18 protein-coding genes and 1 pseudogene are annotated in these 23,783 nt (G+C 72.0%); 9 read left to right on the plus strand and 10 right to left on the minus strand.

What is annotated here, in order from left to right:
• Window positions 1–9 precede the first annotated feature (9 nt).
• The 3 genes from AB0J21_RS00230 to AB0J21_RS00240 all read left to right on the plus strand — a co-directional run bounded on the left by AB0J21_RS00230 (window position 10) and on the right by AB0J21_RS00240 (window position 2,727).
• On the plus strand, window positions 10–786 hold the full coding sequence (locus tag AB0J21_RS00230) for a CbtA family protein (protein ID WP_363143466.1): 777 nt from the start codon (window positions 10–12) through the stop codon (window positions 784–786).
• Between the two features lie 108 nt (window positions 787–894).
• Window positions 895–1,614, plus strand: a complete 720-nt coding sequence (locus AB0J21_RS00235) for a methyltransferase domain-containing protein (protein WP_363143467.1) — start codon at window positions 895–897, stop codon at window positions 1,612–1,614.
• A gap of 129 nt (window positions 1,615–1,743) precedes the next feature.
• Window positions 1,744–2,727, plus strand: coding sequence for a hypothetical protein (locus AB0J21_RS00240; protein ID WP_363143468.1), 984 nt, complete (start codon window positions 1,744–1,746; stop codon window positions 2,725–2,727).
• Window positions 2,728–2,851: 124 nt separating this feature from the next.
• On the opposite strand, the gene AB0J21_RS00245 is transcribed toward AB0J21_RS00240, so the two are convergent.
• Together AB0J21_RS00245 and AB0J21_RS00250 are read right to left on the minus strand one after the other, a co-directional pair.
• Window positions 2,852–3,034, minus strand: a complete 183-nt coding sequence (locus tag AB0J21_RS00245) for a hypothetical protein (RefSeq protein ID WP_363143469.1) — start codon at window positions 3,032–3,034, stop codon at window positions 2,852–2,854.
• A gap of 161 nt (window positions 3,035–3,195) precedes the next feature.
• Entirely contained in the window at window positions 3,196–4,272 is a 1,077-nt protein-coding gene (locus tag AB0J21_RS00250; protein WP_363143470.1) for an acyl-CoA desaturase, read from the minus strand.
• 1,274 nt (window positions 4,273–5,546) lie between these two features.
• On the opposite strand from AB0J21_RS00250, the gene AB0J21_RS00255 reads away from it, so the two are divergent.
• Entirely contained in the window at window positions 5,547–5,894 is a 348-nt protein-coding gene (locus AB0J21_RS00255; RefSeq protein WP_363143471.1) for an SH3 domain-containing protein, read from the plus strand.
• Between the two features lie 132 nt (window positions 5,895–6,026).
• Window positions 6,027–7,370: an MFS transporter gene (locus AB0J21_RS00260; protein WP_363143472.1), complete on the plus strand. Its 1,344-nt coding sequence runs from the start codon at window positions 6,027–6,029 to the stop codon at window positions 7,368–7,370.
• Window positions 7,371–7,437: 67 nt separating this feature from the next.
• On the opposite strand, the gene xylA is transcribed toward AB0J21_RS00260, so the two are convergent.
• The gene (gene xylA, locus AB0J21_RS00265; RefSeq protein ID WP_363143473.1) at window positions 7,438–8,604 is read right to left on the minus strand and encodes a xylose isomerase; all 1,167 of its coding nucleotides are present in this window, start codon (window positions 8,602–8,604) and stop codon (window positions 7,438–7,440) included.
• Between the two features lie 219 nt (window positions 8,605–8,823).
• Here xylA and xylB point away from each other — a divergent pair, with 219 nt between their 5' ends.
• From xylB to AB0J21_RS00280, 3 genes are all read left to right on the plus strand, one after another.
• Window positions 8,824–10,284 carry a xylulokinase gene (gene xylB / locus AB0J21_RS00270; RefSeq protein WP_363143474.1) on the plus strand — a complete coding sequence of 487 codons (1,461 nt, stop codon included), beginning with the start codon at window positions 8,824–8,826 and terminating at the stop codon, window positions 10,282–10,284.
• A 291-nt stretch (window positions 10,285–10,575) separates the two neighbouring features.
• Window positions 10,576–11,748, plus strand: coding sequence for an ROK family transcriptional regulator (locus AB0J21_RS00275; RefSeq protein WP_363143475.1), 1,173 nt, complete (start codon window positions 10,576–10,578; stop codon window positions 11,746–11,748).
• Window positions 11,749–11,939: 191 nt separating this feature from the next.
• A complete protein-coding gene (locus tag AB0J21_RS00280) occupies window positions 11,940–12,545 on the plus strand; it encodes a peptidoglycan recognition family protein (RefSeq protein ID WP_363143476.1) in 606 nt (201 codons plus the stop codon).
• 244 nt (window positions 12,546–12,789) lie between these two features.
• On the opposite strand, the gene AB0J21_RS00285 is transcribed toward AB0J21_RS00280, so the two are convergent.
• Entirely contained in the window at window positions 12,790–13,899 is a 1,110-nt protein-coding gene (locus AB0J21_RS00285) for an FAD-dependent monooxygenase (RefSeq protein WP_363143477.1), read from the minus strand.
• A gap of 159 nt (window positions 13,900–14,058) precedes the next feature.
• Between AB0J21_RS00285 and AB0J21_RS00290 the strand changes: the two genes are divergently transcribed.
• Window positions 14,059–15,021 (plus strand): TetR/AcrR family transcriptional regulator C-terminal domain-containing protein, encoded by a 963-nt coding sequence (locus AB0J21_RS00290; protein WP_363143478.1) that lies wholly within the window; start codon window positions 14,059–14,061, stop codon window positions 15,019–15,021.
• A 97-nt stretch (window positions 15,022–15,118) separates the two neighbouring features.
• Here AB0J21_RS00290 and AB0J21_RS00295 read toward each other — a convergent pair.
• From AB0J21_RS00295 to AB0J21_RS00320, 6 genes and pseudogenes are all read right to left on the minus strand, one after another.
• Window positions 15,119–15,202: pseudogene (locus AB0J21_RS00295) on the minus strand (hypothetical protein); the annotation flags it as partial.
• 211 nt (window positions 15,203–15,413) lie between these two features.
• Window positions 15,414–16,376 carry a PfkB family carbohydrate kinase gene (locus AB0J21_RS00300; protein WP_363143479.1) on the minus strand — a complete coding sequence of 321 codons (963 nt, stop codon included), beginning with the start codon at window positions 16,374–16,376 and terminating at the stop codon, window positions 15,414–15,416.
• On the minus strand, window positions 16,373–17,854 hold the full coding sequence (locus AB0J21_RS00305) for a cytosine permease (protein ID WP_363143480.1): 1,482 nt from the start codon (window positions 17,852–17,854) through the stop codon (window positions 16,373–16,375). Before AB0J21_RS00305 ends, AB0J21_RS00300 begins: the two co-directional genes overlap by 4 nt.
• A gap of 104 nt (window positions 17,855–17,958) precedes the next feature.
• On the minus strand, window positions 17,959–18,960 hold the full coding sequence (locus AB0J21_RS00310) for an ADP-ribosylglycohydrolase family protein (protein ID WP_363143481.1): 1,002 nt from the start codon (window positions 18,958–18,960) through the stop codon (window positions 17,959–17,961).
• Window positions 18,957–19,676, minus strand: coding sequence for a GntR family transcriptional regulator (locus tag AB0J21_RS00315; RefSeq protein WP_363143482.1), 720 nt, complete (start codon window positions 19,674–19,676; stop codon window positions 18,957–18,959). Before AB0J21_RS00315 ends, AB0J21_RS00310 begins: the two co-directional genes overlap by 4 nt.
• A 160-nt stretch (window positions 19,677–19,836) precedes the next feature.
• Window positions 19,837–23,247, minus strand: a complete 3,411-nt coding sequence (locus AB0J21_RS00320; protein ID WP_363143483.1) for a CARDB domain-containing protein — start codon at window positions 23,245–23,247, stop codon at window positions 19,837–19,839.
• Window positions 23,248–23,783: the final 536 nt, after the last annotated feature.

A 23,783-nucleotide genomic window follows, 5' to 3' on the forward strand; every position in this document is an offset into this window, starting at 1 on the left:
CCGATCCACATGAACTCCGGCACTGTCAGAAATCTTCTGGTGCGTGGCATGCTCGCCGGCCTCGGGGCCGGTCTGCTCGCACTCGTCGTCGCCTATCTGCTCGGGGAGCCCCGGGTGGACGCGGCCATCTCCTTGGAGGAGAGCCACTCCCACGGTGGGGGTGGCGGCCACGAGCACGAGGTCGAGGTCGTCAGCCGCGGGCTGCAGTCCACCGCCGGTCTGGCGACGGGCGTCCTGGTCTACGGGGTCGCCTTCGGCGGCATCGTCGCCCTCGCCTACTGCTTCGCCCTGGGCCGCGTCGGCCGCTTCGGCCCCCGGGCCACGGCCGCGCTGATGGCCGCCTCCGGTCTCGTCGCCGTCTACCTCGTGCCCTTCTTCAAGTACCCGGCCAACCCGCCGGCGGTGGGCGACCCGGACACGATCGGCAAACGGACCGCGCTCTACGGTCTGATGATGCTTCTCAGTGTGTTGCTCGCGATCGCGACGGTCATCGCGGGCAAGCGGCTGGCACCGGCTCTCGGGAACTGGTGGGCCACGGTCGTGGCTCTCGCCGGGTTCGGGGTGGCTGTCGGTCTCGCCTACGCCTTCCTGCCGTCCGTCAATGAGGTGGGACACGACTTCCCCGCCACACTGCTGTGGCAGTTCAGGGTCTCCTCGGTCTCCATCCAGCTGGTCCTGTGGACCGCTTTCGGGCTGCTCTTCGGCGAACTGGCGCAGCGTCTGCTGGCTCCCTCCGTGCGCTCCGCCCGGCGACAGGGGACGGAGGCCGCGGCTTCGGCTGTCTGACCTGATCAGCACTCCCCGGTGCCGGCTGTCCGGTACGGCGAAGCGGCCGGCGGCCCTCCACGGGTACGGCCGCTTCGCCGTACCTGGACCGCACGGGAGCATGGCGGCATGAGCGGTCACGATCACACGCGTGTGCAGGAGTTCTTCGGTTCGCGCGCGGCCGGCTGGGACGACAGGTTCGCCGATGACCTGCCCCGGTACACGGCCGCGACGCACGAACTGGCCTTGCGGCCGGGTGACGCGGTGCTGGACGCGGGCTGCGGGACCGGCCGCGCCCTGCCACCGTTGCGCGAGCGGGTGGGGCCCGCCGGTACGGTGCTCGGCGCAGACCTGACGCCCGAGATGCTGGGGGAGGCCAGGCGCAGGGGGCGGGACAGGGCGGCGCTGCTCCTGCTCGCCGACGTGTCCCGGCTGCCCCTGTCCGACGGGGCGCTCGACGCGGTCTTCGCCGCCGGCTTGATCGCGCATCTGCCCGAACCGGTGGCGGGTCTGCGGGAACTGGCCCGAGTCGTGCGCCCGGACGGGCGGCTCGTCCTGTTCCATCCGCTGGGCCGGGCCGCGCTCGCCGCCCGGCAGGGCCGCCGTCCCGGTCCCGGGGATCTACGGGCAAGGCCGCACTTGACCGCGCTGCTGTCCGCCGCCGGCTGGCACCTGCTCACCTACGTCGACGAGGACGAGCGCTTCCTCGCGGTCTCCCGGCGCTCGACCGAGGCCGAAGCTGACGCCGGGGCTGACGCCGACGCCGGGGCCGGGGCCGGGGCTGACAGCGCGGACAAGGACGGCGCAGAGGGGCGCGGCTCGCGCACCGGCACGGAGGAGACCGCGTGAAGGCTTCGCGGCGGCTGTGTCCCGGAGTCTCGACGCGCAGGTTACTCACTGGTTAAGGTGCGCCGACCGACGGCATACACGCCGCGGCGCACGCGCAGTGCGAGGCCGGGCACGCGAAGGGAGACGGACGTGCCGCAGACGGAGCCGCCGGGCACGCGGGACGAGCAGGACGAGGCGCTCTATGTGCTGACGGCGGCCTTGCTGACGCCCGCCCAGTTCCCCGGCACGCTGGGGGACGACTTCCCCGAGGCATGCGCACGGCTCGGCCTGCCGCCCTCCCCCCGCGGTTACGGGCTGGTCCTGGGCCAGGACGGGCACGGGGCGCGGTGGACGGTCGTGGTGGACGACGTGTCGGTCGTCGCTGTGGCGATCGCCTCCTGGGACTGCGGGATGGAGTACGACCTCTCCCCCACGCCGGACACGGTGCTGGCCTCCCTGCCCGGCTGGCCGATGGCGCTCTCGGTGTCCGCACCCGGTGTGCCCGCTCCCCACGATCCGGGACCGGAGGACGGTGCCGAGGGTCTCGCGCCGCTGGCCCCGCCCGCCGAGGAGGGCTGGGGTCCGGCCCAGCGCAGGCTGGGCGCCGACGAGATAGCCCGGCAGTGGCACGTGTGGCGGGAACAGATCGCGGACGAGGAGTTCCTGCCCGCACCCGCCGGGAACGCGGCGCAGAGCGATGCGGCCGAGCCCGTGGAGGCGACCGACACGAGCGCGGCGACCCTCGTATCCGGCTCCCCTGCCGACACCGGAAAGGACGGGGCCGGGGACGGCGACGGGCGGAAGCGGGCCGGGGACGCCGACGACGGGCAGGAGCGGACGGGTTGCGCCGGCCCTTCGCCGGTCAGCCGTGGCCTCGTGCGCCGGGTGCTGGCCGAGGCGCGGGGCTACCTCAGTGCTCCGCCGCCTCCGGGCCGGGTGCGGTCGGCCTTCGCCACGGACGAGGCACGGATGCTGCGGGCCGACGGACCGGGCTGGTCGCTCGTGGCCCGGACCGACGACATCGCCTTCGTCCTTCTCGACGAGGAGCCCGGCGAGATCTTCCCGGTTGGTCGCGGGCCCGAGTTGCCCGGCCTCCTGACCGCCCTGGACGAGATAGCGGTGCACCCCGCCTGAGGAAACCGCCCGGCCCGAGCGCGGCGCGCCCGAGCGGGCCCCCGCCCGGCCCCGGGGCGCCACGCTTCCGGCCACCGGCCGTGGAGCGGGGCGCCCCGGGCCTGCTCTCAGCGCCCCGGGCGGCTCAGCGGCGCAGTTCCTTACGCCCCGCGCGGCGCAGTCTGCGTCGCTGTGAGGGGTCCAGCGCCAGGTAGGCGGCGGCCGGTACCCCGAGAATGATCAGGAGAGCCGCCCACCAGGGGAGCCAGATGAGCAGGATCAGGCCGACGACGGCTCCTCCTGCGGCTACCTTCGCGTTCTTCGACATGTGTGTCGCCTCCTTGGCGGCCACCTGCCGCCTCTGAACTGAGAACGGCATCGCGCCCGCGACGGTTCCAGTGGATCGCCGTTCCGGACCCTGACGCAACCCTGATTTCCTACCCTGACCCGCCTCCGGGTCCCCGTCCATTCTCCCGCACGGCGGTTCTTCTACTCTCCCGCCCGCAAGGGCTCTCCGACCTCGTGCAGGTGGCCGAGGGCCTGACGGTAGGAGTCGACCAGCCCGGTCTCCGTGTAGGGCAGGCCCAGGTCCCGGCAGTGGGCGCGCACCAGTGGGCGGGCCAGGCGCAGGTGGGGGCGGGGCATGCTCGGGAACAGGTGGTGCTCTATCTGGTAGTTGAGGCCGCCGAGGAACCAGTCGGTGACCGGGCCGCCCCTGATGTTCCGCGAGGTCAGGACCTGTCGGCGCAGGTGTCCCCAGCGTTCGCCGTCGGGGTCGGGCATCTCCATGCCCTTGTGGTTGGGCGCGAAGGCCATCCCGAGGTGCAGTCCGAAGGCCGCCTGGTGCAGTACGAGGAAGAGCAGGGCCTTGAGCGGGGACAGGACGGTCAGCAGCAGTGTCAGGTAGGCGACGACGTGCACGAGCAGCAGGGTGCCCTCGACCAGTCGTTCCCTCGGCGACTGGCGGCGCAGGTCCTGGAAGCCGTGCACCTTCAGGGCGAAGCCCTCCAGCAGGGTGAGCGGGAAGAACAGCCAGGCCTGGTGGCGGGTGAGCCAGCGGCGCAGCCCGGTGCGCTCGGCCACCTGGTCCTGGGAGAAGACCAGGACGTCGGCGGCGACGTCGGGGTCCTTGTCGACGTGGTTGGGGTTGGCGTGGTGGCGGTTGTGCTTGTCGTTCCACCACGCGTAGCTCATGCCGAGCAGGAGATTGCCGTGGAGGAGGCCGATCAGCCGACCGGTCCCGCGGTCCGCGGTGATCTGCGCGTGCCCCGCGTCATGCCCGACGAAGGCCGTTCGGGCCGAGAAGACCGCGAGGATCGGTGCGAGGAGCAGGGTCCACCACACGTCGCCGAGCAGGATCATCCCGGTCACGACGGCCGCGAGCGTCAGGGTGTTCACGACGATGGTGCGGGCGTACCAGCCGGTGCGGCGCTCCAGCAGCCCCTGCCCCTTCACCGCGCGCAGCAGCGGGGTGAACTCGCTGCCCTCGCGTGGTGTTCCGTCCGGCTCCACGGCGCGGGAACCCTGGGATCGCGGCAGCGTCGGGGGCGGTGTGGTCTGGGTCATGAGGACTCCGGTGGCTGGTGGATGCGGCCTGTGCGTCGAACGTACGGCGGGGACACGCAACGCGACCATGAGGCAACCCCCCGTACTCACCTGTGGTCTGCCACGCCCCCGACCCTGTGGCAGGCCACAGGGTGCGGGTGCCTCCACCCCCCGTCGGTCGCTTCCGGCCTCCCGGCCCCGGCCCTGATGAGTTGTCCTCGGCGCCCCGCCCGCCCAGTAGTCAAACTTGACGAATGCCCCGGTAGCCGTACAGGACCCTCGCAGGGAGTCGTGTTGCTCGTACCACCACCATCGGCATCCGCCTCCGGGATCGCCGTGCCGGCGGCCGCTTCCGTCGTGTTCCTGCCCCCGGGGCCGGACGAACTTCCGCGCCGCGCGCCTGGCCTTCTGGGGGTCGCAGGACCCACCGGACGCTGCGGACACCTGGCTCCACTCCGTCGCGGCGCTCCTGGGCACGGAGCCGGCCACTGTCGGACCCGCCCTGCCGGACCGCACGGGCGCCGTCATGTGTCGCGAGGTGCCCGCGCTCCTGCGCCCGGTGCGTTCCACGCTGCCTGTGCTGACCCGGCTGCGGACCGGTGAGGGCACGATCCCACCGGGCTCTTCTGGGGTGCCGCGGCCCTGCTCGCCTCTCAGTTCACCGCCAGAGGACTGCTGTTGCCCGGCCTCGACGGGGAGCCGGGGCCCAACGAGTCGCGCCGGGCGGCGTCCGCGCTGGAGTCCGCGTGGGAGGGAGGAGGGAGAGGGGCCGAAGCCGGAACGTCCGGGCAACCGCTGGACGGCGGACGAGCGGCAGGTACGGCTGGACCCGGCGGAACTGGCGGCCGTACCGCCTGGAGCAGGGCCACTGGGTGCCTGCCGGTGCCCGCTGCGACGACCCCGCGACGGCGTACGTCCTCGCTGCGGGCGACGAGGAGGACGAGGACACCACCGGGCCGTCCGCAAGGGCCTGAAGGAAGCGGGCCCCCGCCCCGGTGCCCGTCAGTGCTGTCGGGCGCCCGTCCCCCGAACGAATGTCTTCGCGGACGTAAACCTTCCAGCACGGGCGCTCCGAGGCATTCCGGGCAGGAATCCGCTGGTCGAACGGGCGCCGCGAACGCGACGGAGTGCACTCGTTCCCCTCAGCGATTGATCGCCTTCCGGTGATCCACAAGGGTGGAGCCCGTCGGACGGACCGGCCGGTGCGTGGCGTCAGGACCACGCCCGGCCCGGCCCCGGCACCACGGCCATCCGAAGGGTGCGCCGTGCCTGCGCGAGACCAACGGGAGACGCACATGCTCGGTACGAAGACGAAGCGCGCCCTCGCCCTGGGCGGAGCGAGCCTGGCACTGGCCGGGGCGGGCGTACTCGCCGCCTCACCGGCGTTCGCCGCCACCTCGGTGACCGCGTGGACCTACGGGAACGTGCACGCCGGGCCGGCCAAGGGCGAGCGGGTCGTCAGCCACGTCAACGCCAACTACAGCTACGACGCGCTGTGCTGGCTGGAGGGCGACCTCGTCACCGACAAGGGGATCAGCAACCGCAACTGGGTGCGTCTCCAGCTCAACAGTGGCGGAATCGGGTACGTGAGCGCCATCTACCTGAAGGGCAACGACAAGGGCAACGTGCCCAACCACTGCTGACCGTCCCGGCGGCCATGACGCCCCGGTGGTGGTGGTCCGTACCTCCCGGACCACCACCACCGGGGCGTCTGCCGCCGCCTTCGGCGCAACACTCCGTGGACGGCGGATGGCGGACGACCTACGCTGCCACGCATGCCCGAACCGACCGGACACCCCGCTCCTCCACGTGTCGCGCCCGTAGGTGAAGTGCGCCCGGCCCGGGGCGGATTGCTGCGCCGGCACCGGGACTTCCGGCTGTTGTGGTGCGCGGAGACCGCCGGCCGGTTCGGCGCCTCCGTCACCGGGGTGTCGATGCCGCTCGTGGCCTTGTCGGAACTGGACGCGGGCACCTTCGAGGTCGGCCTGCTGAGTGGCGCCGTCTGGTTTCCCTGGCTGCTCGTCGGGCTGCCCGTCGGTGCCTGGGTGGACCGGCTGCCGCGCCGGCCGATCATGCTGCTTGCGGCCGGTGCCTCGCTCGTGCTGTTCCTGAGCGTCCCGCTCGCCGCGTGGTGCGGTTTCCTGAGTCTCGGCCTCCTCGTGGGCGTAGCCCTGCTCACGGGGACGGCGGCCGTGTTCTTCCAGACGGCGTACACCGCCTACCTGCCGAGCGTCCTGGACCCGGCCGACCAGTCCGAGGGAAACGCCAAGCTGCACGGCAGCGCGTCCGCGGCGCAGATCGCCGGTCTGGGCTCCGGCGGTCTCGTCGCCCAGGCGGCGGGGGCGGTGAACGGGATGCTCGTGAACGCGGCGACCTTCGCGGTGGCGCTCCTGTGTCTGCGCGGCATCAGGTACCGCGAGCCCGCCCCCTCCCGGCCCGGAGGGCGAGGCCGTTCGATGGCGCGGGAGGTCGTCGAGGGGCTTCGCCTGGTGGCGCGCGACCGGTGGCTGCGGACACTGACCCTGTTCGGGGCCTGCTCGAACCTCGCCCTCATGGGATACCAGTCGCTCCAGGTGCTGTTCCTGGTCCGGGAGGTGGGGGCCGGCTCGGGGACGGTCGGCCTGCTGGTCGCGGCAGCCGGGGCGGGCGGGGTCGTGGGCGCGCTCGTGGGCCGCCGGGCCGCCCGCCGGTTCGGCTCCGCGCGGGCGACTCTGCTGTGCGAACTCGGCCTGCCGGTGGGCGCCCTGTTCATCCCGCTCACCTTCGACGGCCCCGGGCTGCTGCTGTTCGTACTCGGCGGGTTCAGCGTCTCGGCGGGCGTCGTCGGGGGCAACGTCGTCAAGGCAGGGTTCCAGCAGCGTTACTGCCCGCCCCGGCTGCTGGGCCGGCTGACGGCGAGCACCGCCTTCCTGAACTACGGCACCATTCCGCTCGGCGCCCTCCTGGGCGGGACGCTCGGTACCGTGCTCGGCGTGCGTCCCGCTCTGTGGATCATGACGGCGGGGGTGCCGCTCTCGGCGCTGATCCTGCTGTTCTCACCGGTACGCCGGGTGCGTGACCTGCCCACGGCTCCCGAGGCCGGCGCCCCGTCGGCCGCGGAGGCCGCCGGCCCATGCTGAGCCCGGCTGTCGGACGTACGACGGCCCGGCGGCCTGGACAGCGGCCGCCGGGCCGGGATTCCGCGGGTCAGCCCCGGACACCCAGCAGGTGGTCCATCGCGAGCTGGTCGAGCTGCTCGAAGGCCATGCCGCGGGCGGCGGCGGCCTCCACGTCGAAGCCCGTGTACGCGGAGTCGTCGGCGAGGAGAGAGGCGAGGCCGTCCTCGGCGGTGGGCGCGGCGAGCTGGTCCAGACGGGCCGCGCGCAGCGCCTCCTGGACCTTCGGGTCGGCGCGGAAGGCGGCGGCCCGCTCCTTGAGGATCAGGTAGTTGCGCATGCAGCCGGCCGCCGAGGCCCACACGCCGTCGAAGTCCTCGGTCCGCGGCGGCTTGAAGTCGAAGTGGCGCGGCCCCTCGTAGCCGGCCGTCTCCAGCAGGTCCACGAGCCAGAACGCGGACCGCAGGTCACCGGCGCCGAAGCGGAGGTCCTGGTCGTACTTGATGCCGGTCTGGCCGTTGAGGTCGAGGTGGAACAGCTTGCCCGACCACAGGGCCTGCGCGATGCCGTGCGTGAAGTTGAGCCCGGCCATCTGCTCGTGGCCGACCTCCGGGTTCACGCCGTACATCTCGGGGCGCTCCAGGCGCTCGATGAAGGCGAGGGCGTGGCCGACGGTGGGCAGCAGGATGTCGCCGCGCGGCTCGTTCGGCTTCGGCTCGATGGCGAAGCGGATGTCGTAGCCCTGCTGGACGACGTACTCGCCGAGCAGGTCGAAGGCCTCCTTCATCCGGTCGAGGGCCAGGCGGATGTCCTTGGCCCCGCCCGACTCGGCGCCCTCCCGGCCGCCCCAGGCGACATAGGTCTCGGCGCCCAGCTCGACGGCCAGATCGATGTTGCGGATGACCTTGCGCAGCGCGAAGCGCCGTACGTCGCGGTCGTTGGAGGTGAACCCGCCGTCCTTGAAGACGGGGTGGGTGAACAGGTTGGTGGTGGCCATCGGGACGACCAGTCCGGCGGCGTCGACGGCCTGGCGGAAGCGCTTGACGATGCCCTCCCGCTCGCTCTCCGTGGAGCCGAAGGGGATCAGGTCGTCGTCGTGGAAGGTCACGCCCCAGGCGCCGAGCTCGGCGAGCCGCTGTACGGACTCGACCGGGTCGAGGGCCGGGCGGGTCGCGTCCCCGAAGGGGTCCCGGCCCTGCCAGCCGACGGTCCACAGACCGAAGCTGAATTTGTCCTCCGGGGTGGGCTGGTAGTTCATGTGCGGCTCCCTCGCCTATTTCGTCATGCCGGTTTACAAATTAGACTCCCGAGGCGCGGCTGTGAAGAGCGGGGTCCGGAAAGCCTCCGCCTCGTCCCCCGCTCGGCTCCGCTTCGGGGGCCGCGGTACTGGACGGGGCGGGCAAAGACGGGTAGCCCTTCGGGCAGGCGTGGCAGCGGCCGGCGCGGGACGCGGCGGCCTCCCGGAACGGAGAGAGTGATGACAGCACCCGAGCAGGCCGAGGGCCCGTTCGTCGTCGGGATCGACAGTTCGACGCAGTCGACGAAGGCCCTGGTCGTGGACGTGCCCACCGGGCGGGTCCTCGCGAGCGGTCAGGCACCGCACACGGTGACGGGAGGCAGCGGCAAGGAGTCGGACCCCGAGCAGTGGTGGACCGCGCTGACCGACGCTCTCGCCCAGTGCGGTCCGGTGGCGCGGCAGGCGGCGGCCGTGTCGGTCGGCGGCCAGCAGCACGGCCTGGTGACTCTGGGCGCGGACGGCAGGCCGGTGCGGCCCGCGCTGCTGTGGAACGATGTCCGCTCGGCGCCGCAGGCCGAGGCGCTGATCGAGCGTCTGGGCGGGCCGAAGGCGTGGGCCCAGCGCACCGGCAGCGTCCCGGGTTCCTCGTTCACGGCGACCAAGTGGGCCTGGCTGGCCGAGCACCAGCCGGAGGTGGCGGGCGCCACGGCGGCGGTGCGCCTGCCCCACGACTACCTCACCGAACGGCTCACGGGACGGGGCACGACCGACCGGAGCGACGTCTCGGGAACCGGCTGGTGGAACGCGTCGACCGAGGAGTACGACCGGGAACTGCTCGACCTGATCGGCCTCGACCCGGCGAAGCTGCCGGAGATCGTACGGCCCGGGGAGGTGGCGGGCACGGTGCGGGACTCGGTGGGGCTGCCGTTCGCGGCGGGCACCCTGGTCGCGGCCGGCACCGGCGACAACGCGGCCGCCGCCCTGGGGCTCGGGCTGCGCCCGGGCACCCCCGTGCTGAGTCTGGGCACCTCGGGCACGGTCTACGCGGTCTCGCGGCACCGCCCCGCCGACCCGAGCGGCACCGTCGCGGGTTTCGCGGACGCGCGCGGCGACTGGCTGCCGCTGGCCTGCACTCTCAACTGCACCCAGGCCGTGGACCGGGTCGCGGCGCTGCTGGGCCTCGACCGGGAGGCCGTGGAACCGGGCGGGGAGACCGCCTTCCTCCCGTACCTGGACGGTGAACGCACCCCGAACCTGCCCGGCGCCTCCGGCCTGCTGACGGGGCTGCGCCACTCGACGAGCGGCGGACAACTGCTCCAGGCGGCCTACGACGGGGCGGTGTACTCCCTCCTCGACGCACTGGGGCTGGTGCTGGGGCAGGAGTCCGGCGACAGTGCGGAACCGCTCCTGCTGATCGGCGGCGGGGCGCGCGGGACGGCGTGGCAGCGTACGGTGCTGCGGCTGTCGGGCCGTCCGGTGCAGGTGCCGCAGGCGAGGGAGCTGGTCGCGCTGGGCGCGGCGGCCCAGGCGGCGGGCGTGCTGACCGGTGAGGACCCGGCCGCGGTGGCCCGCCGCTGGGGAACGGCCGACGGACCGGTCCTGGAGGCGGTCGAGCGGGACGGGGCGACCCTCGCGCTCATCGCCGGGGTACTCTCCGACGCGGCACCGCTGCTGGGTGGCGGCGCGACGTCCCCGGCATGAGCGCGTCACGGACGGGGCGCGTTCCCGAGGCGGCGGCGACGGCCCGGGCGGGCCCGGGTCTCCGGAAGCGGGCGCGTTCCGGAGGTGGGCCAATGGCGTGGGGTACGGGCGCAGGTTCCGGCCCCCGCTGGGACGGATGGACGAGCAACGAGAGGCGAGGCGGCGGGCGTTGACAGTGCGAGCGAGTGGCGGCGGGCGAACGGACGGACCGGCGGGGGCGGCGGGAGCGCCCCCGTCCACCGCCCGGGCGGGCGCCGCCGCGTCGTCGCCCGGCACGGAAGCGGGCCGGCGATGACCGCGGCACTGCCCGACACCCAGCAGGGGATGCGGCGTCGCAACCTGTCCCGGGTGATGCACACGGTCGCCGCGCACGGTCCGTTGTCACGGGCGGGAGTCGCGGCCCGGATCGGGCTGACCCGGGCCGCCGTCTCGACGCTCGTCGACGAACTGATCAGGGCCGGCCTGCTCGACGAGCTCGGTCCCCAGCGCCCCGGCCGGGTGGGGCGCCCCGGTTCGGCGCTCGCGGTCAGCTCGGAGGGGCCGGCCGGTCTCGGCGCCGAGATCGGGGTGGACCACCTCGCCGTCTGCGCGATCGACCTGGGCGGAGCCGTGCGGGTCCGGGAACTGCACCCGGTGGACAACCGCGACCGGCCGCCGGAGCCGGTCCTCGCCGAACTCGGCGCGCTCGTGGACGAGGTGGCGGGGCGGGCCCGCGCCCTGGGCCTGCGGCCCGCTGGGCTCGCCGTCGCCGTCCCGGGCCTCGTGGCCCGTGAACAGCCGCTCGTGGTGCGGGCGCCCAATCTCGGATGGGTGGACACGGATCTCGCTCCGCTGCTGCCGCACGGCCTGCCCGTCACCGTCGACAACGAGGCCAACTTCGGTGCCCTCGCCGAGCTGTGGACGCAGGAGGAGTCCGCCGAGGACTTCGTCCACGTCTCGGCCGCGGTGGGTATCGGGGCGGCGGTCGTCCTCGGCGGCCGGCTGCTACGCGGTACGCACGGTTTCGCGGGCGAACTGGGGCATGTGCCCGTACGCCCCGAGGGACCGGCGTGCCCCTGCGGGGGCCGGGGCTGCCTCGAACAGTACGCGGGACAGGAGGCGGTGTGGCGGGCGGCGGGCCTCCCCCCGGTAACGGGCGGGATCGGTCTGCTCGTGGACCGCGCGGAGGGCGGGGACAAGGCCGTGCTCAAGGCGCTGCGCGGCGCGGGCAGCGCGCTCGGCATCGCCCTGTCCGGCGCGGTGAACCTGCTGGACCCGCACGGGGTCGTTCTCGGCGGGGCCCTCTCCCCGCTCGCCCCGTGGCTGCTGCCTCCCCTGCGCAGGGAGCTGACGCGTCGTACGGCGACGGCCAGCCGCCCGGTCTCGGTGTCCGCGCTGGGCCGGGAGGGGCCGCTCCTGGGGGCGGCCCACTCGGTGGTGCGCGCGGTCCTGGACGATCCGGTGGCGGCGTCCGTCGCCGGTTGAGACGGCGCCCCCACTTCGCCCGCCAACTCCCTTGCAGCGCGTACTTGTCGGGCGGCGAGCCGCTGGTTTTCGGCCAGAGACGGCCGGAGCGCGCACCGTCTTCTTCCCCGGCCGCGGTCCAGCCCGTACCTTCGGTCACCCTGGCCGCGTCCGCGGCGGACCCGGCATTCCCATCAGGAGACGAGGCAGACATGGACCACGCGAGACCGTCTCTTCCCGGCCGACGCGCACTCCTGCGGGGAGCCGCGCTGGCCGCCGTTCCCGCGGTGCTGCTCTCCGGCGGCCCCGCCCAGGCCGAGGAATCGGTGGCCATGGACTACCCCGGGTCCGAGTGGGTCCCCGCGAGCTCCTCCAACTACACGGTGGCCTCGCGTCCTTCGCAGTATCCGGTGGACTACGTCGTCATCCACGTGACGCAGGAGTACTACCAGGACACCCTGGACATCTTCCAGAACCCCGCCAAGCAGGTCAGCGCGCACTACCTCGTGCGCTCCGCCGACGGGCACGTCGCGCAGTGCGTGCGGGAGAAGAACGTCGCCTGGCACGCGGGCAACTGGGACTACAACACGCGCAGTATCGGTATCGAGCACGAGGGCTGGGTCGACCAGCCGAAGTACTTCACGGACGCCCTGTACGCGGCCTCCGCCAAACTCACGGCCTCCGTGTGCGACACCTACGGCATCCCGAAGGACCGCACCCACATCCTCGGCCATGTCGAGGTGCCGGGAACCGACCACACCGACCCGGGCAAGCTGTGGGACTGGACGAAGTACCTGCGGCTGGTGAACCTCTCCTGAGGCCCACTTCCGCGAGGGGCATCGCGAAGTCCCCTGCCGATGAGTGACGTTGCCTCTCGCCGTCCGACGCCACCCGGAACGGCTCCCCCACGCTTGGCCACCTCCCGCACCGGAGCGCGAGGGCAAGAATCCTGGTCATGGAGACAAGTGCAGAGAAGACCCGGCCGAACTCGGCCTGCTCCGATTCGGCGACAGCACCGGTCGTGGACAAGTGGGGGCGACTCGACTCACGTTCGGCCAGGCTTCAACTGTCCAGTGACAGTGCTTTTTTGGCGTGTGTGAGGGATGCCTCGGAGGCGGGCCCGCCGGGATTCTCGGTGGCCAGGGCCTGGTTGAGGGTGACGAAGGGGCGTAGCCGCTGCTCGTAGCGGGAGTACGCGGCGCGGTGATCACCGTGTGTCCGGGCGAGGCAGTCGGCCAGCACGTGAGCGCCCACAAGGGCCAGGCTGGTGCCTTGACCCGAGAGGGGGGACGGGCAGTAGCCGGCGTCTCCGAGCAGGGCCACCCTGCCGCGTGACCAGTGGTCCATCCGGATCTGAGCCATGGCATCGCAGTAGAAATCGGGTGCGTCCCGAGCGGCCTCGGCCAGGGGGGTCCCTTCCCATCTCAGAGAAGCGAGCTTGTCGACGACGAGCTGACGAAGGGCGCTGCCGTCGCGGAGATCCTGGGCGAGGGGAGCGGACTGGAAGCCGAAGGCGATCCTGAGCTCGGTGTTGTCACGCACGGGCATGATGCCGAAGCCCGCGTCGCCATCCCGTAGCCACACCTGCCAGTCGTCCAGTGCGAGGAAGTTGTCCGCACTGAACACCGAGAGGTAGCTGCCCAGGTGATGGGCGAAGCGGCCCTCGGGGCCGAAGGCCAGACGCCGAACGGTCGAGTGCAGGCCGTCGGCCCCGATCACCAGGTCGAAGGTGCGGGACGCCCCGTGGGTGAAGTCGACTCGCACGCCGGTCTCGTCCTCGTCCAGCGCGGTGATGCTGTCGCTGAAGACGTACTCGGCTTCCGCGCGGGTGTGTTCGTACACCATCCGCACCAGGTCCTCGCGCAGCAGCTCGATGTCGTCGCTGTCGAGCCGGCCGCTGCTGAAGGTCGCCTCGGTGGAGCGATCGATCTCATGGCCTTCGGGGTCGAGGATCGACATGCCACGCATCCGGGTGCGTACGCGTCGTGCCTGTTCCAGCAGGCCCATCCGCTCGACGACGTCGAGCGCGACACCGCGGACGTCCACGGCCTGGCCGCCAGGGCGCGGACCCGGGGCGCGTTCGACGACAGTGACCTCGAAGCCGTGGCGGCGAAGCCAGTACGCGAGCACGGGCCCGGCGATCCCGCCGCCCGAGATGAGAACAGTCTGCATGTGAACTCCTCCAGTACGCTGTACGCACCCTGAACGTACGGCGTACGCGCAGCCCCCCTCAACTGGCCAGAAGACGGCTCTGTACTAGGGCAGTCGACCTCAGTTCGGAGACCTCGCTGCTACCCTCTGCACTAGTACAGATCGGGAAGGCGGCAGAGCGTGACGAACCCCACAGGCGCATCCGGTCAGCCGCCATACCTGCGCATCGTCGCCGGGATCCGCCGACGCATCATCGACGGCGAACTGGGCCCCGGGGACCCGGTTCCCTCGACTCGTCGGATCGCCAGGGAATGGGGTGTCGCGCTCGCCACCGCCACCAAGGCCCTCACCACTCTGCGCCTTGAAGGCCTTGTCGAGACCCGCCCCCGGACCGGCACCGTCGTCGCCGAAACCGCTCCCGTCACGCCGCCCCGCAGGCACTCGCCACCCGCCCCGTCCTGCGAGCAGGAGCTGACCCTGGACCGGATCGTCCGTACAGCCCTCGGCATCGCCGATACAGAGGGACTGTCAGCACTCTCCATGCGCGGCGTCGCGGCCCGGCTCGGCGTCGCCGCCATGTCGCCCTACCGGTACGTCCCCAGCAAGGACGACCTCGTCCTGCTCATGGCCGACGCGGCATTGGGCGAGGAGACGTACCCCGCGGATACGCCCGAAGGATGGCGCTCCCGCATCGAGCTGGGTGCCCGGACCCTCTGGGCCCTGTACCGCAGGCACCCGTGGCTGGCTCAGCTCGGTTCTCTCACTCGCCCCTTGCTCGTGCCCAATCTGATGGTCCACGGGGAATGGGTGCTGAGTGCCCTCGACGGCCACGGCCTCGATCCCACCACCCTGTTCGACATCCACGTATTGATCTACAGCCATGTCCAGGGCCTGGCAGTGCACCTGGAATGGGAGGCGCACGCCGAAGCCTCCACAGGTCAATCGGAAGACCAGTGGATGGACAGCCGGGCCGCCGTCCTCCGGGAACTGGTGGAATCCGGCCGTTTCCCGACCTTCACCAAGGTGGTCGGAGGCTTCGGCGATGGCTATGACCTGCGTCTCGACGCGCTCTTCGAATCCGGCCTGAAGGCCCTCCTCGACGGCCTGACCCCCCTTGTCGAAGGCCACGAGGCTGTCGGCTAGACAACACGCCACGTCGTGCCACCATGGAGCGCTTTCCGGGGCCCGGCCTTCCTCCACGAGGGAACCGGCGCAGGGTCCGCTCGGCCTCGGCGGTGCCCAGGCGCAGGGCGGTGGCGAACTTCACGATCCGGTCGCACTGCTGGGCGACCAGGTCCCAGTCGATCGTCTCGGTGGCGAGCACGGAGCCCGGTTCGGCCAGTTCTCGTCCTGACCGGCCGCCGGCCGGTACAGCTTCGCGGAGCCGATGTTCTTCAGCCTCGGCATCAGCTCGAAGTCGAGCATGTGCGCGACAACGCTCCGTTTCCTCTTCGCCGTTTCCCGGTCGTTGCGGAGCGCTACATGTCCGTTCGTCGTAGGTGTACGAGAGCAGGGCCGTCGCCGTCCGGCCCGCCTCACCCCGCCAGGGCGTCCGCGACGCGAGGCGCCAGCGGGTCGGGGCCCAACAGGGCGAGGAGTTCCGCGCGGTCGGGAGCCGTCGCCGGACCCTTCCTGCTGACGGCGTGGGCCGCCGCCGCGTTGGCCGCGCGGGCCGCCTCGGCGGGCGTCAGCCCGGCGCCGAGGAGGGCGAGGAAGGCGCCGACATGGGCGTCGCCCGCGCCGTTGCTGTCCACAGCGGTGACCGGGAACCCGGGGACGTGGAGGGGCGCCTCGTCGGCGAGCGCGAGCAGGCAGCCGTCCTTGTCGGCCCGTACGAGGACCCCCGCGCCGGGCCGCAGGAGTGTGCGCAGCTCCTCGGCGGCGGCCACCCCTCGCGTCCCGGTCAGCAGACCGGCTTCGCGACTGTTGCAGCTGAGCCAGTCGGTGCGGGCGAGGACCGGTGCGAGCACATCGGCCGGGATGTCGGCGACCAGTGGGCCCGGGTCGAGGCACAGGACGACGCCGTCGGGAAGCCGCGCCGCCAGGCCGGCGAGCAGCGGCCCGTTGCCCGGCAGGGCGAGCGCGTAGCCGGAGAGCTGGACGGTGTCCCCGGGGCGCAGCGCCTCACGCACCTGTTCGATGTCGCGCTCCGTGAGGCCGCCCTCGATGCCGAAACTCGTGACGAAGGTGCGTTCGCCCTCGTCGACGAGGGCGACGGTGAACCCCGTGTCGCCGTCGGTGCGGGCGGGCAGCAGCAGACGGACGTCCTCCCGCGCGAGGGCCGAGCGGACCAGGTCCCCGTAGGGACCAGTGCCGTGCAGTCCCGCGTACACGGCGGGCGCGCCGAGCCTGCGGGCCGCGACGAGGGTGTTGAAGCCGCCGCCCGCGGTGAGTTCGGTGCGCGTGGCGATCACGTCGCCGCCGCGTTCCGGCAGCACCGGGACGTCGAGGACGAGGTCGGCGATGACGTTTCCGACCAGGACGATCCGGGAGTTCATCGAAGGGCCTCCTGGGTGAGCTGCGGGCTGTCGTCGGCGGACGGGCCGGTGGCGGTGTCAGGGCCGGGCCGCGCGCCGAGGGCGTAGAGGACGGCCGCCACGGCCATGGTGACCGCCCAGCCGAGGCCGTTGGTGCCGAGCCAGGTGTCGGCGAACGGGCCGGAGAACCACACGTCGTCGGCGCTCGTGGACGCCTCGGTGAACAGCAGTCCCGCGAGGATCGCGAGGGCCCAGGCGGCTACGGCGGGCAGCCGGAACCCGGCGGTGTACCAGTAGCGGCTGCTGCGGGTGCGGTCCATGAGGGCTTCGGGGTCGTAGCGCCGGCCGCGTGCCGAGTCGACGAGGACGATGCCGATCCAGGCCGAGACGGGTACGGCGAGCAGGGTGAGGAAGGTGGAGAAGGGGCCGTAGAAGTCGTCGGCGACGAGCATGAAGTAGATGCCGCCGAGGAACATCAGCAGTACGTCGATCCCGACCGCGAGGGGCCGCGGCACCCGGACACCGAGGGTGATCATGGTGAGCCCGGCGGAGTAGGTGGACAGATGGTTGGACATGAGCAGTCCGCCGAAGGCCGCGACCAGGTAGGGAACGGCCATCCAGGAGGGCAGCAGGGAGTTGATCGCCGCGACGGGGTCGGCGGCGCTCGCGAGCGTGGAGTCACCGGCCGACAGCAGGGAGCCGAGCGAGACGAGGACCACGAGCGGAATACCCGCACCGAAGGCCGAGGCGGTCACGAGCCGTCCGGCGGGGACCGAGCGGGGCAGGTAACGGGCATAGTCCGCGCCGGCGTTGGCCCAGCCGATGCCGGTGCCCGCCGCGATGAACCCGATCCCGCCGATCACCGCGCTCGTGGGGCCCGCTCCGGCGTTCAGCACCTTGTCCCAGTCGACGGTGGAGACGAGGAAGCCGATCACGACGAGGTTGAGCACCCCGAACACCACGGTGGCCCACTTGTTGATCCACATGATGGTGGCGTGGCCGAGCCCGCTGATCAGCAGGGTGCACGCGATGAACACGAGGAGGCAGACCAGCGTCAGTACGGTGCTCCGCCCGACGCCGAAGAGGTGGTTGAGCAGGGCGAGCAGCGCGTACGCGGCGGTCGTGGTGGTGATGGTCTCCCAGCCGACCCGGCTGAGCCAGCTGATGAGGGTGGGGCCGGCGTTCCCGCGCTGGCCGAAGACGGCGCGGGAGAGGGTCAGGGCGGGAGCGCCGCCCTTCTTGCCCGCGAGGCTCAGCACACCGACCAGGGCGAAGGAGCCGACCGAGCCGAGGACGGCGACGAGGATCGCCTGCCAGATGTTGAGACCGCGGAAGGCGACCAGGGTGGCCCCGAGGGGCAGTCCCAGGATGCTGATGTTGGCGGCGAACCAGGTCCAGAACATCTGGTTGGCGCGGCCGTGGCGTTCACTGTCCGGGACGGGTTCGATGCCCCGGGTCTCGACGGTACCGACGCGATCGTTCGTCTTTGAAACGGTCATGACGGACCTCCTTGCTGGTGGTGCGGAGGGGGCTGGGCCGCCTGCGGTCCGCTCCCGGTGCCGCGCGGTTTCGGGCACGGCCCGGAAGACGCGGGAGCGGGGGCTCAGCGCAGGGCGAGCAGGCGGGTCGTGAGGGGTTCCAGGTCGAGGGAGTTGACCTCGCGCAGGGTGCGGACCGCGTCGGCGGGCAGCGCCGAGAGGCCGTGGACGGAGCCGGCGACGGCACCGGCGATGGCCGCGATGGTGTCGCTGTCGCCGCCGAGGTTGGCCGCCATGAGTGCGGCCCGCCAGGGGTCGCCCCCGGTGAGGGTCAGGACGGCGAAGGCGGCGGGTACGGACTCCTGGCTCGCCACGCTGGTGCCGACGAGGGCGCAGATCCGGTCGAGAGCGGTGCTCTCGTCGAGTTCGGCGGCGAGGGCGCAGGCCCATTCGATGCGGGCGGCGATGTCGGCGCCCGCGATCCAGTGGCCGCGGCGGGCCCCGGCCCGGGCGGCCTCGACGGCGGCGGCCACCGCCTCTTCGAGGCTGCCCCCGGCGACCCCGGTACTGACGGCCGCCGCGACCGCCGCGGCCCCGGCGATGCCGACGGTGGTGTCGTGGGTGACCTGGCAGGACTCCACGACCCGGTCGAGGAAGGGCTCCAGCGGGCGGCAGTCGAAGGCGATACCCACGGGGGTCACCCGCATCGCGGCGCCGTTGGTGGAGCCGTTGCGGCCCGCCTCCTTCGGGGGCACGCCGCGGGCGACGGCCTCCAGGGCCGCCTTGGTGGAGGGGCCGAGCAGGTCCAGCGAGCCCTTGGCCCGCATGTCCTTCTCCCAGCCGATCAGTTCCTCGGCGAGGCGCAGCGGGTCGACGGTGCCCCCGCCCTCGACGATGAGGCGACCGACGATGACCGCCTGGTCGGTGTCGTCGGTGACCGCCCCGGCCGGCATCCCGGCGCTGACCGGGTTGTCGGGGCGGGCCGGTTCGAATCCCGTGAGGTGTCCGTAGACACGGGCGACGTCCGCGCGGGACATGACCTGGGTGGGCATCCCGAGGGCGTCGCCGAGGGCGAGGCCGTAGTAGGCGCCTAGGGCGCGGTCGAGCTGTGGGGGGTGGCTGGTCACGGGTGGCCTCCGGGGCCTGAGCGTACGTGCAGTTCGAAATGGGCCGGGTCCAGAAGGCTCGTGATCTGTTCCACCACGGAGCCGTCCGCCGCCCGGTAGACCTGGGACAGGTGGAGGAACGCCTCCCCCGGGGTGCGGCGCAGCAGCCCGGCGTCCTCCGTGCCGAGGCCGCGCACGGTGACCTTGCCCTCACTGGAGTGGGCGACGCGGCCGTGCGCGAGGAGGGTCTTGTTGAGGGACCCCCCGCGCAGACCGGTGCGCGCCACCCCGGCCAGGTCACCGACGGCGGGCACCCGGCTGCGCTCCAGCGAGACCCCGGGCCCGTCGTCGAGGCGGCGCACCCGGTCCAGGGCGAGGAACAGGTCCTCGCCGAGTCCGAGGCCGTCCGCCAGCACGGGATCGGTGACCGTGTCGAGGCGCAGGACCTCGGTGGTCAGGGTGGTGGCCTGTCCGGCCAGCGCGTGCGTCCAGCCGAGCCGGTTGTCCAGCGGCGTACCGTCGAAGGTGACGATGGAGCCGATCCCCGCATGGGTGGCGATGAGCCCTTCCTCGCCGAGAGCGTGCAGGGCCTGTCGCAAGGTGGTGCGACTGACGCCGAACCGCTTGGTCAGCGCGTGCTCCCCGGGCAGCCGGCTCCCTCGTTCGTGGACCCCGGCCCGGATCTCGGCGGCGAGGACCTCGGCGATGCGTTGATGTTTATGTACCTGTCCAGGCATGTCTAGAACATAGACCTGCCGCCTCGCTCCCGTCCAGACCCGAGTGACGTACGTCCCCCTCACCCCGCCGGCTCCCCCACCCATGAAGCCTCCCCCTTCTTCGTCCTGGAGTGGACGGAAGAAAGGGGAGGCGGACATGTGCGGCTTCCTGGCCAGAGGCCTACGGGGCCTTGTTCGGTGATCCGTTGATGACGAACTGCGAACCGGGCTCGACGCGTACGTCACCGTCGGCCGAGTTGCCGATCGTCACGTTGGAGAGGGTCGCGCTGCCACGGGCCCCGCTCATCGCGAGGATGCCGGAGCCGTTGTTCGACTTGTCGATGCGGACGTCGGTGACCTTCACCCCCGGCATCGCGCCGCCACCCGTCTTGAACTGGATGCCGTCGTAGGTGGAGTCCAGGATGTCGGTGTCCCGGATGGTGACACCCGGGATGTCCTGCCCCTGCGCGAAGAGCGTGATGGCCCCGAACTCCTGGTCCTCGTTCCAGAACGCGCCGCCCGTGCGGTGCAGGGTGTTGCCCGCGATCAGGGTCTGCCCGGAGAACGGCAGCGGATCGTGGTCGGTGGCCAGCATGATGCCCGGGTAGTTCATGGTGTCGGAGATGACGTTGTTCTCGATGGTGTTGCCGAAGCCGCCGTAGACGGCGATGCCGTTGGCCCGCCACGGGAGCTGGATGGTGTTGTTGCGGAAGTGGTTGTTGGAGCCGACGTCCACCGAGGTGTCCTTGACGTACTTGCTGGCCCAGACGGCGAGCGAGTCGTCACCCGTGTTGCGGAAGGACGAGTTGTACACCGTGGAGTTGCGGGTGCCGTTGGAGAAGTTGATGCCGTCGGCGTAGGTGTTGCGGATGCGCATGCCGTTGAACTCCAGCCCGTCGCCGGGGCCCCACAGCTCGGGGATGTCGGAGTAGTCCCGCCCGGCCCAGACCGCGACGTTGGCGTGCTCGATCCACACGTTGCTGATCCTGGTGTTCTCGCCGAAGCGGCCGTTGAGCCCGACCCCGCCCTCCGCGTTGCCGTCCCCGCCGCGGATCGTGCCGGAGCCGAAGATGGCGATGTCGGAGATCTGCGTGTTGTCGTCGATGTCGAAGCCGAAGTTGCCCTCGTGCGGGTGGTTGATGCCGCCCGCGTCCTGCGGTGCGGTGATGGTGTAGAGCTGCGAGTGCCACATGCCGGCGCCGCGGACCGTGACGTCCCGGATGCCGACCTGGTTGTACTGGCCGCGGTTCTGCGGGTCGTCGGTCAGGATCTTCTGCTCCTGACGCCACTGCCCGGCCGGAATCCAGACGCAGGAGATCTGGCCCTTCTGGTCGGCGGTGACGGCGCGCTGGATCGCGTCGGTGTCGTCGATCCCGTCGTTGGGGACGGCTCCGTACTCGGTGATCGAGGTGCAGTTCGCGGGCTTGGCCGCGGGTGCCGCGACCTGTTCGAGGTCGATCAGGTCGATGACGTAGAAGGCGGCCGAGTCGCCCGCGTCGCGCTGGAGACGGAACTTGGTGCCCTGGGGGTAGGTCTGGGTGAGCAGCGCGTGGGACTCGTCGAACAGGCGCCTGGCGTCGCCGCCGGGGCGGTTGGTGAGCCCCTCGGGGTCGTCGGTGCTGCCGTAGAGCCAGCTGTGCTTGGAGGAAAGGTTCAGCTTGCGCACGAACTGGCCGTCCGCGTACAGGCTGATGGTCGCCTCCGCTCCCCCGCCGGCCGCGGCGTCCGGGACCGAGTTGCGCACGACGATCGAGTTGGACGCGGTGGTGGAGGTGAACTCCACGTACTCACCAGTGGAGTTGAGCCGGACCGACTTGCGCCCGGAGGACTCGGTGGCGAAGTTGGTGTGGCCGAAGGTGCGCTTGGCATCGCTGTTGAGCAGGGTGCCCTGGTACCGGGCGTCCTCCGCCTCGTACTCGGTGTACGGCACGGCGGCACCGCGTCCCACGACGATGGAGCGGGCGAAGACGTTGTTGTTCTCGTCCGTCTCGGTGACCGTGTTCGTGGCGTCGGCGGTGGCGGTGAGGGTGGCGCCCCCACTGGTGGCCTTCCAGGTCCCGGAGATCGGGACGGTGACGGACTCACCGGCGGGCACGGCCGGGGTGGTGCCGTTGAGCGTCGTCGTCCCGGCCGTCAGGCGGGTGACGGTGCCGGCGGGGACGGCTGTCGTGCCCCGGTTCTGGACGGACACGGAGAAGCTGACCGAGGCACCGACGGCCGGGTTCTCCGGGTTGGTGGTGAGGGAACGGACCAGTAGGTCGGGGCCCGGGCTCTGCGAGACGACGAGCCGTGAGGCGCCCGCGCGGCTGTTGTTGCCGTTGTCCTGCTCGATGACGGTGTCGGTCGGGTCGACGACGGCGGAGACGGCGTACGAGCCCATCGCCTTGCGGCCGATCTCCACGGAGACGGTGGCGGAGGCTCCGGCGGCCAGCGCGGGCACCGGGGCGCTGCCCGCGACGGCGCCTTCCAGGCTGACGTCGACCGTGGTGGCGGGCGCGGCGGCGTTCCCCGCGTTGCGGACGCCGGCCCGGACGGTGATCTGGTCCTTCTCCGAGGGGGTGGCCGGGGTCCAGTTCAGGTCGGTGAGGGTGAGGTCCGGGTTGGGCGCGGCGGTACCGACGACCTGGACCTCGGCGACCTGGGCGCCGGGGGCTCCGGTGTTGGAGGAGAAGGCCAGCCGGATGTCGGCGGCCCGCGCCGTGACGGGGATCGTGACGGTGTTCTTGTTCCCGGCGGGGCTGAAGGCGTACTCGGCGCGGCTCTTGAGCGAGGTGAAGCCGGAGGCGGACTGGCCCCGCCCGAGCACCTCGACGGCCTGGGTGCGCGCCGACCACGTGGCGTCCGGGTTGAGCTTGACCACGACGGCCTGGACGTCGGCGTCGGCGCCGAGCTTCAGGGTGAGCGAGGCCGGGGTGCCCGCCGACTCCCAGTAGGTGCTGAGGCTGTCGTCGTTGGCGTTGGCCGCGCCGTACGACTGGGCCGTCGAGGAGGCCTCGATGGGCTTGTTGCGCGCGAGATTGGTGCCGCTGACCGGCGGATCGCCCGGGTCGGTGCCGCCGCCCGCGCTGCCGTAGACCTCCAGCTCGGAGAGTTGTGCGGCGCTCCAGCCGGAGTTGGCGCTCACCTGGACGCGTACCTGACGGACCTCGGTGGCGGCGAAGTCGAGGGTGACGGTATTGGCCGACGAAGGGGCGAACGACCGGGCGGCCGAGGCGGCCGAGGCGGCGAGGGTGCTGAACGAGGAGCCGTCGGTGCTGCCCTGGACGCTCAACGTCTCGTTGCGCGCCTCCCAGGTGGTGGGGAGTTTGAGGGTGACCCGGTTGACGGAGGTGCGTGCGCCCAGGTCCACCTGGACCCACTGGGGGAAAGCGTTGTTCGGGCCCTCCCAGTACGACTGCTGGCTGCCGTCGGTGACGCTGCCCGCCGTGTACGGGCCGTTGGCGCCGCTCGCGGTGGCCGGCCGGCCGAGGGCCAGGTTGGGGCCCGGCGCGGCAGCGGCGGCCTGGGCCGTGGCCGGGAGGAGTCCGAGGGCGATCAGGCAGGCCGCGAGCAGGCCGGTGATCAACCGCCGGAGGGTTGGCTTCCGTCTCATGCTGTCCTCTGTTCGACGAGGGGGAGAAGAGGGCTGTGCGTGGACGTGCGGAAGAGCGGCCAACGCGCGACAGCGGAACGGGCAGCCCCGACCGACCGGCGGTTTGGCAGTTTTTTGAGCAAACTCGTCAATGTTTTGCGGGTACTTAGTGGATAGATTTCTGTTGAGTCAAAGCTTTGTCAACTGTCGCGACAGCACTCGCACCGCGCGTTATCGATCTGTCACATGAGGTGATGCGCGGCGAGCCGTCGCCATGAGCAGCCGCCCCGTACGAGAGCCACGGAACCGCACCGGCCGAACGCTGGGCGGGCGGGGACGCCCTCTCTCGGCACTCTCCGGCCCGCTACGACACCTGCGGAGAGGGCGCTCTGTCGCGCCGCACCGTCACGCGATCGACGACGCCTCCCGGACGTCCACCGCCACAAGAAAGGCCGCACGAGAAAGGCCGTCGGCCGCGTCGCCGCCCCTCGCGCGTCGACCCGCGCGGGGGCGCCCGTCGCGGCGGTGCGCCCCTCGCCCCGACTACCGCGCGCCCC

This window comes from Streptomyces sp. NPDC049954 (assembly GCF_040656295.1).
Classification (GTDB): Bacteria; Actinomycetota; Actinomycetes; order Streptomycetales; family Streptomycetaceae; genus Streptomyces.

What these genes read in the sequence shown, in the direction of transcription:
- AB0J21_RS00230 (WP_363143466.1), top strand. Translation starts at nt 10, where the DNA reads ATGAACTCCGGCACTGTCAGAAATCTTCTGGTGCGTGGCATGCTCGCC.
- AB0J21_RS00305 (WP_363143480.1), bottom strand. Translation starts at nt 17,854, where the DNA reads ATGACCGTTTCAAAGACGAACGATCGCGTCGGTACCGTCGAGACCCGG.
- AB0J21_RS00255 (WP_363143471.1), top strand. Translation starts at nt 5,547, where the DNA reads ATGCTCGGTACGAAGACGAAGCGCGCCCTCGCCCTGGGCGGAGCGAGC.
- AB0J21_RS00315 (WP_363143482.1), bottom strand. Translation starts at nt 19,676, where the DNA reads ATGCCTGGACAGGTACATAAACATCAACGCATCGCCGAGGTCCTCGCC.
- xylA (WP_363143473.1), bottom strand. Translation starts at nt 8,604, where the DNA reads ATGAACTACCAGCCCACCCCGGAGGACAAATTCAGCTTCGGTCTGTGG.
- AB0J21_RS00280 (WP_363143476.1), top strand. Translation starts at nt 11,940, where the DNA reads ATGGACCACGCGAGACCGTCTCTTCCCGGCCGACGCGCACTCCTGCGG.
- AB0J21_RS00320 (WP_363143483.1), bottom strand. Translation starts at nt 23,247, where the DNA reads ATGAGACGGAAGCCAACCCTCCGGCGGTTGATCACCGGCCTGCTCGCG.
- AB0J21_RS00245 (WP_363143469.1), bottom strand. Translation starts at nt 3,034, where the DNA reads ATGTCGAAGAACGCGAAGGTAGCCGCAGGAGGAGCCGTCGTCGGCCTG.
- AB0J21_RS00300 (WP_363143479.1), bottom strand. Translation starts at nt 16,376, where the DNA reads ATGAACTCCCGGATCGTCCTGGTCGGAAACGTCATCGCCGACCTCGTC.
- xylB (WP_363143474.1), top strand. Translation starts at nt 8,824, where the DNA reads ATGACAGCACCCGAGCAGGCCGAGGGCCCGTTCGTCGTCGGGATCGAC.
- AB0J21_RS00285 (WP_363143477.1), bottom strand. Translation starts at nt 13,899, where the DNA reads ATGCAGACTGTTCTCATCTCGGGCGGCGGGATCGCCGGGCCCGTGCTC.
- AB0J21_RS00250 (WP_363143470.1), bottom strand. Translation starts at nt 4,272, where the DNA reads ATGACCCAGACCACACCGCCCCCGACGCTGCCGCGATCCCAGGGTTCC.
- AB0J21_RS00260 (WP_363143472.1), top strand. Translation starts at nt 6,027, where the DNA reads ATGCCCGAACCGACCGGACACCCCGCTCCTCCACGTGTCGCGCCCGTA.
- AB0J21_RS00275 (WP_363143475.1), top strand. Translation starts at nt 10,576, where the DNA reads ATGACCGCGGCACTGCCCGACACCCAGCAGGGGATGCGGCGTCGCAAC.
- AB0J21_RS00235 (WP_363143467.1), top strand. Translation starts at nt 895, where the DNA reads ATGAGCGGTCACGATCACACGCGTGTGCAGGAGTTCTTCGGTTCGCGC.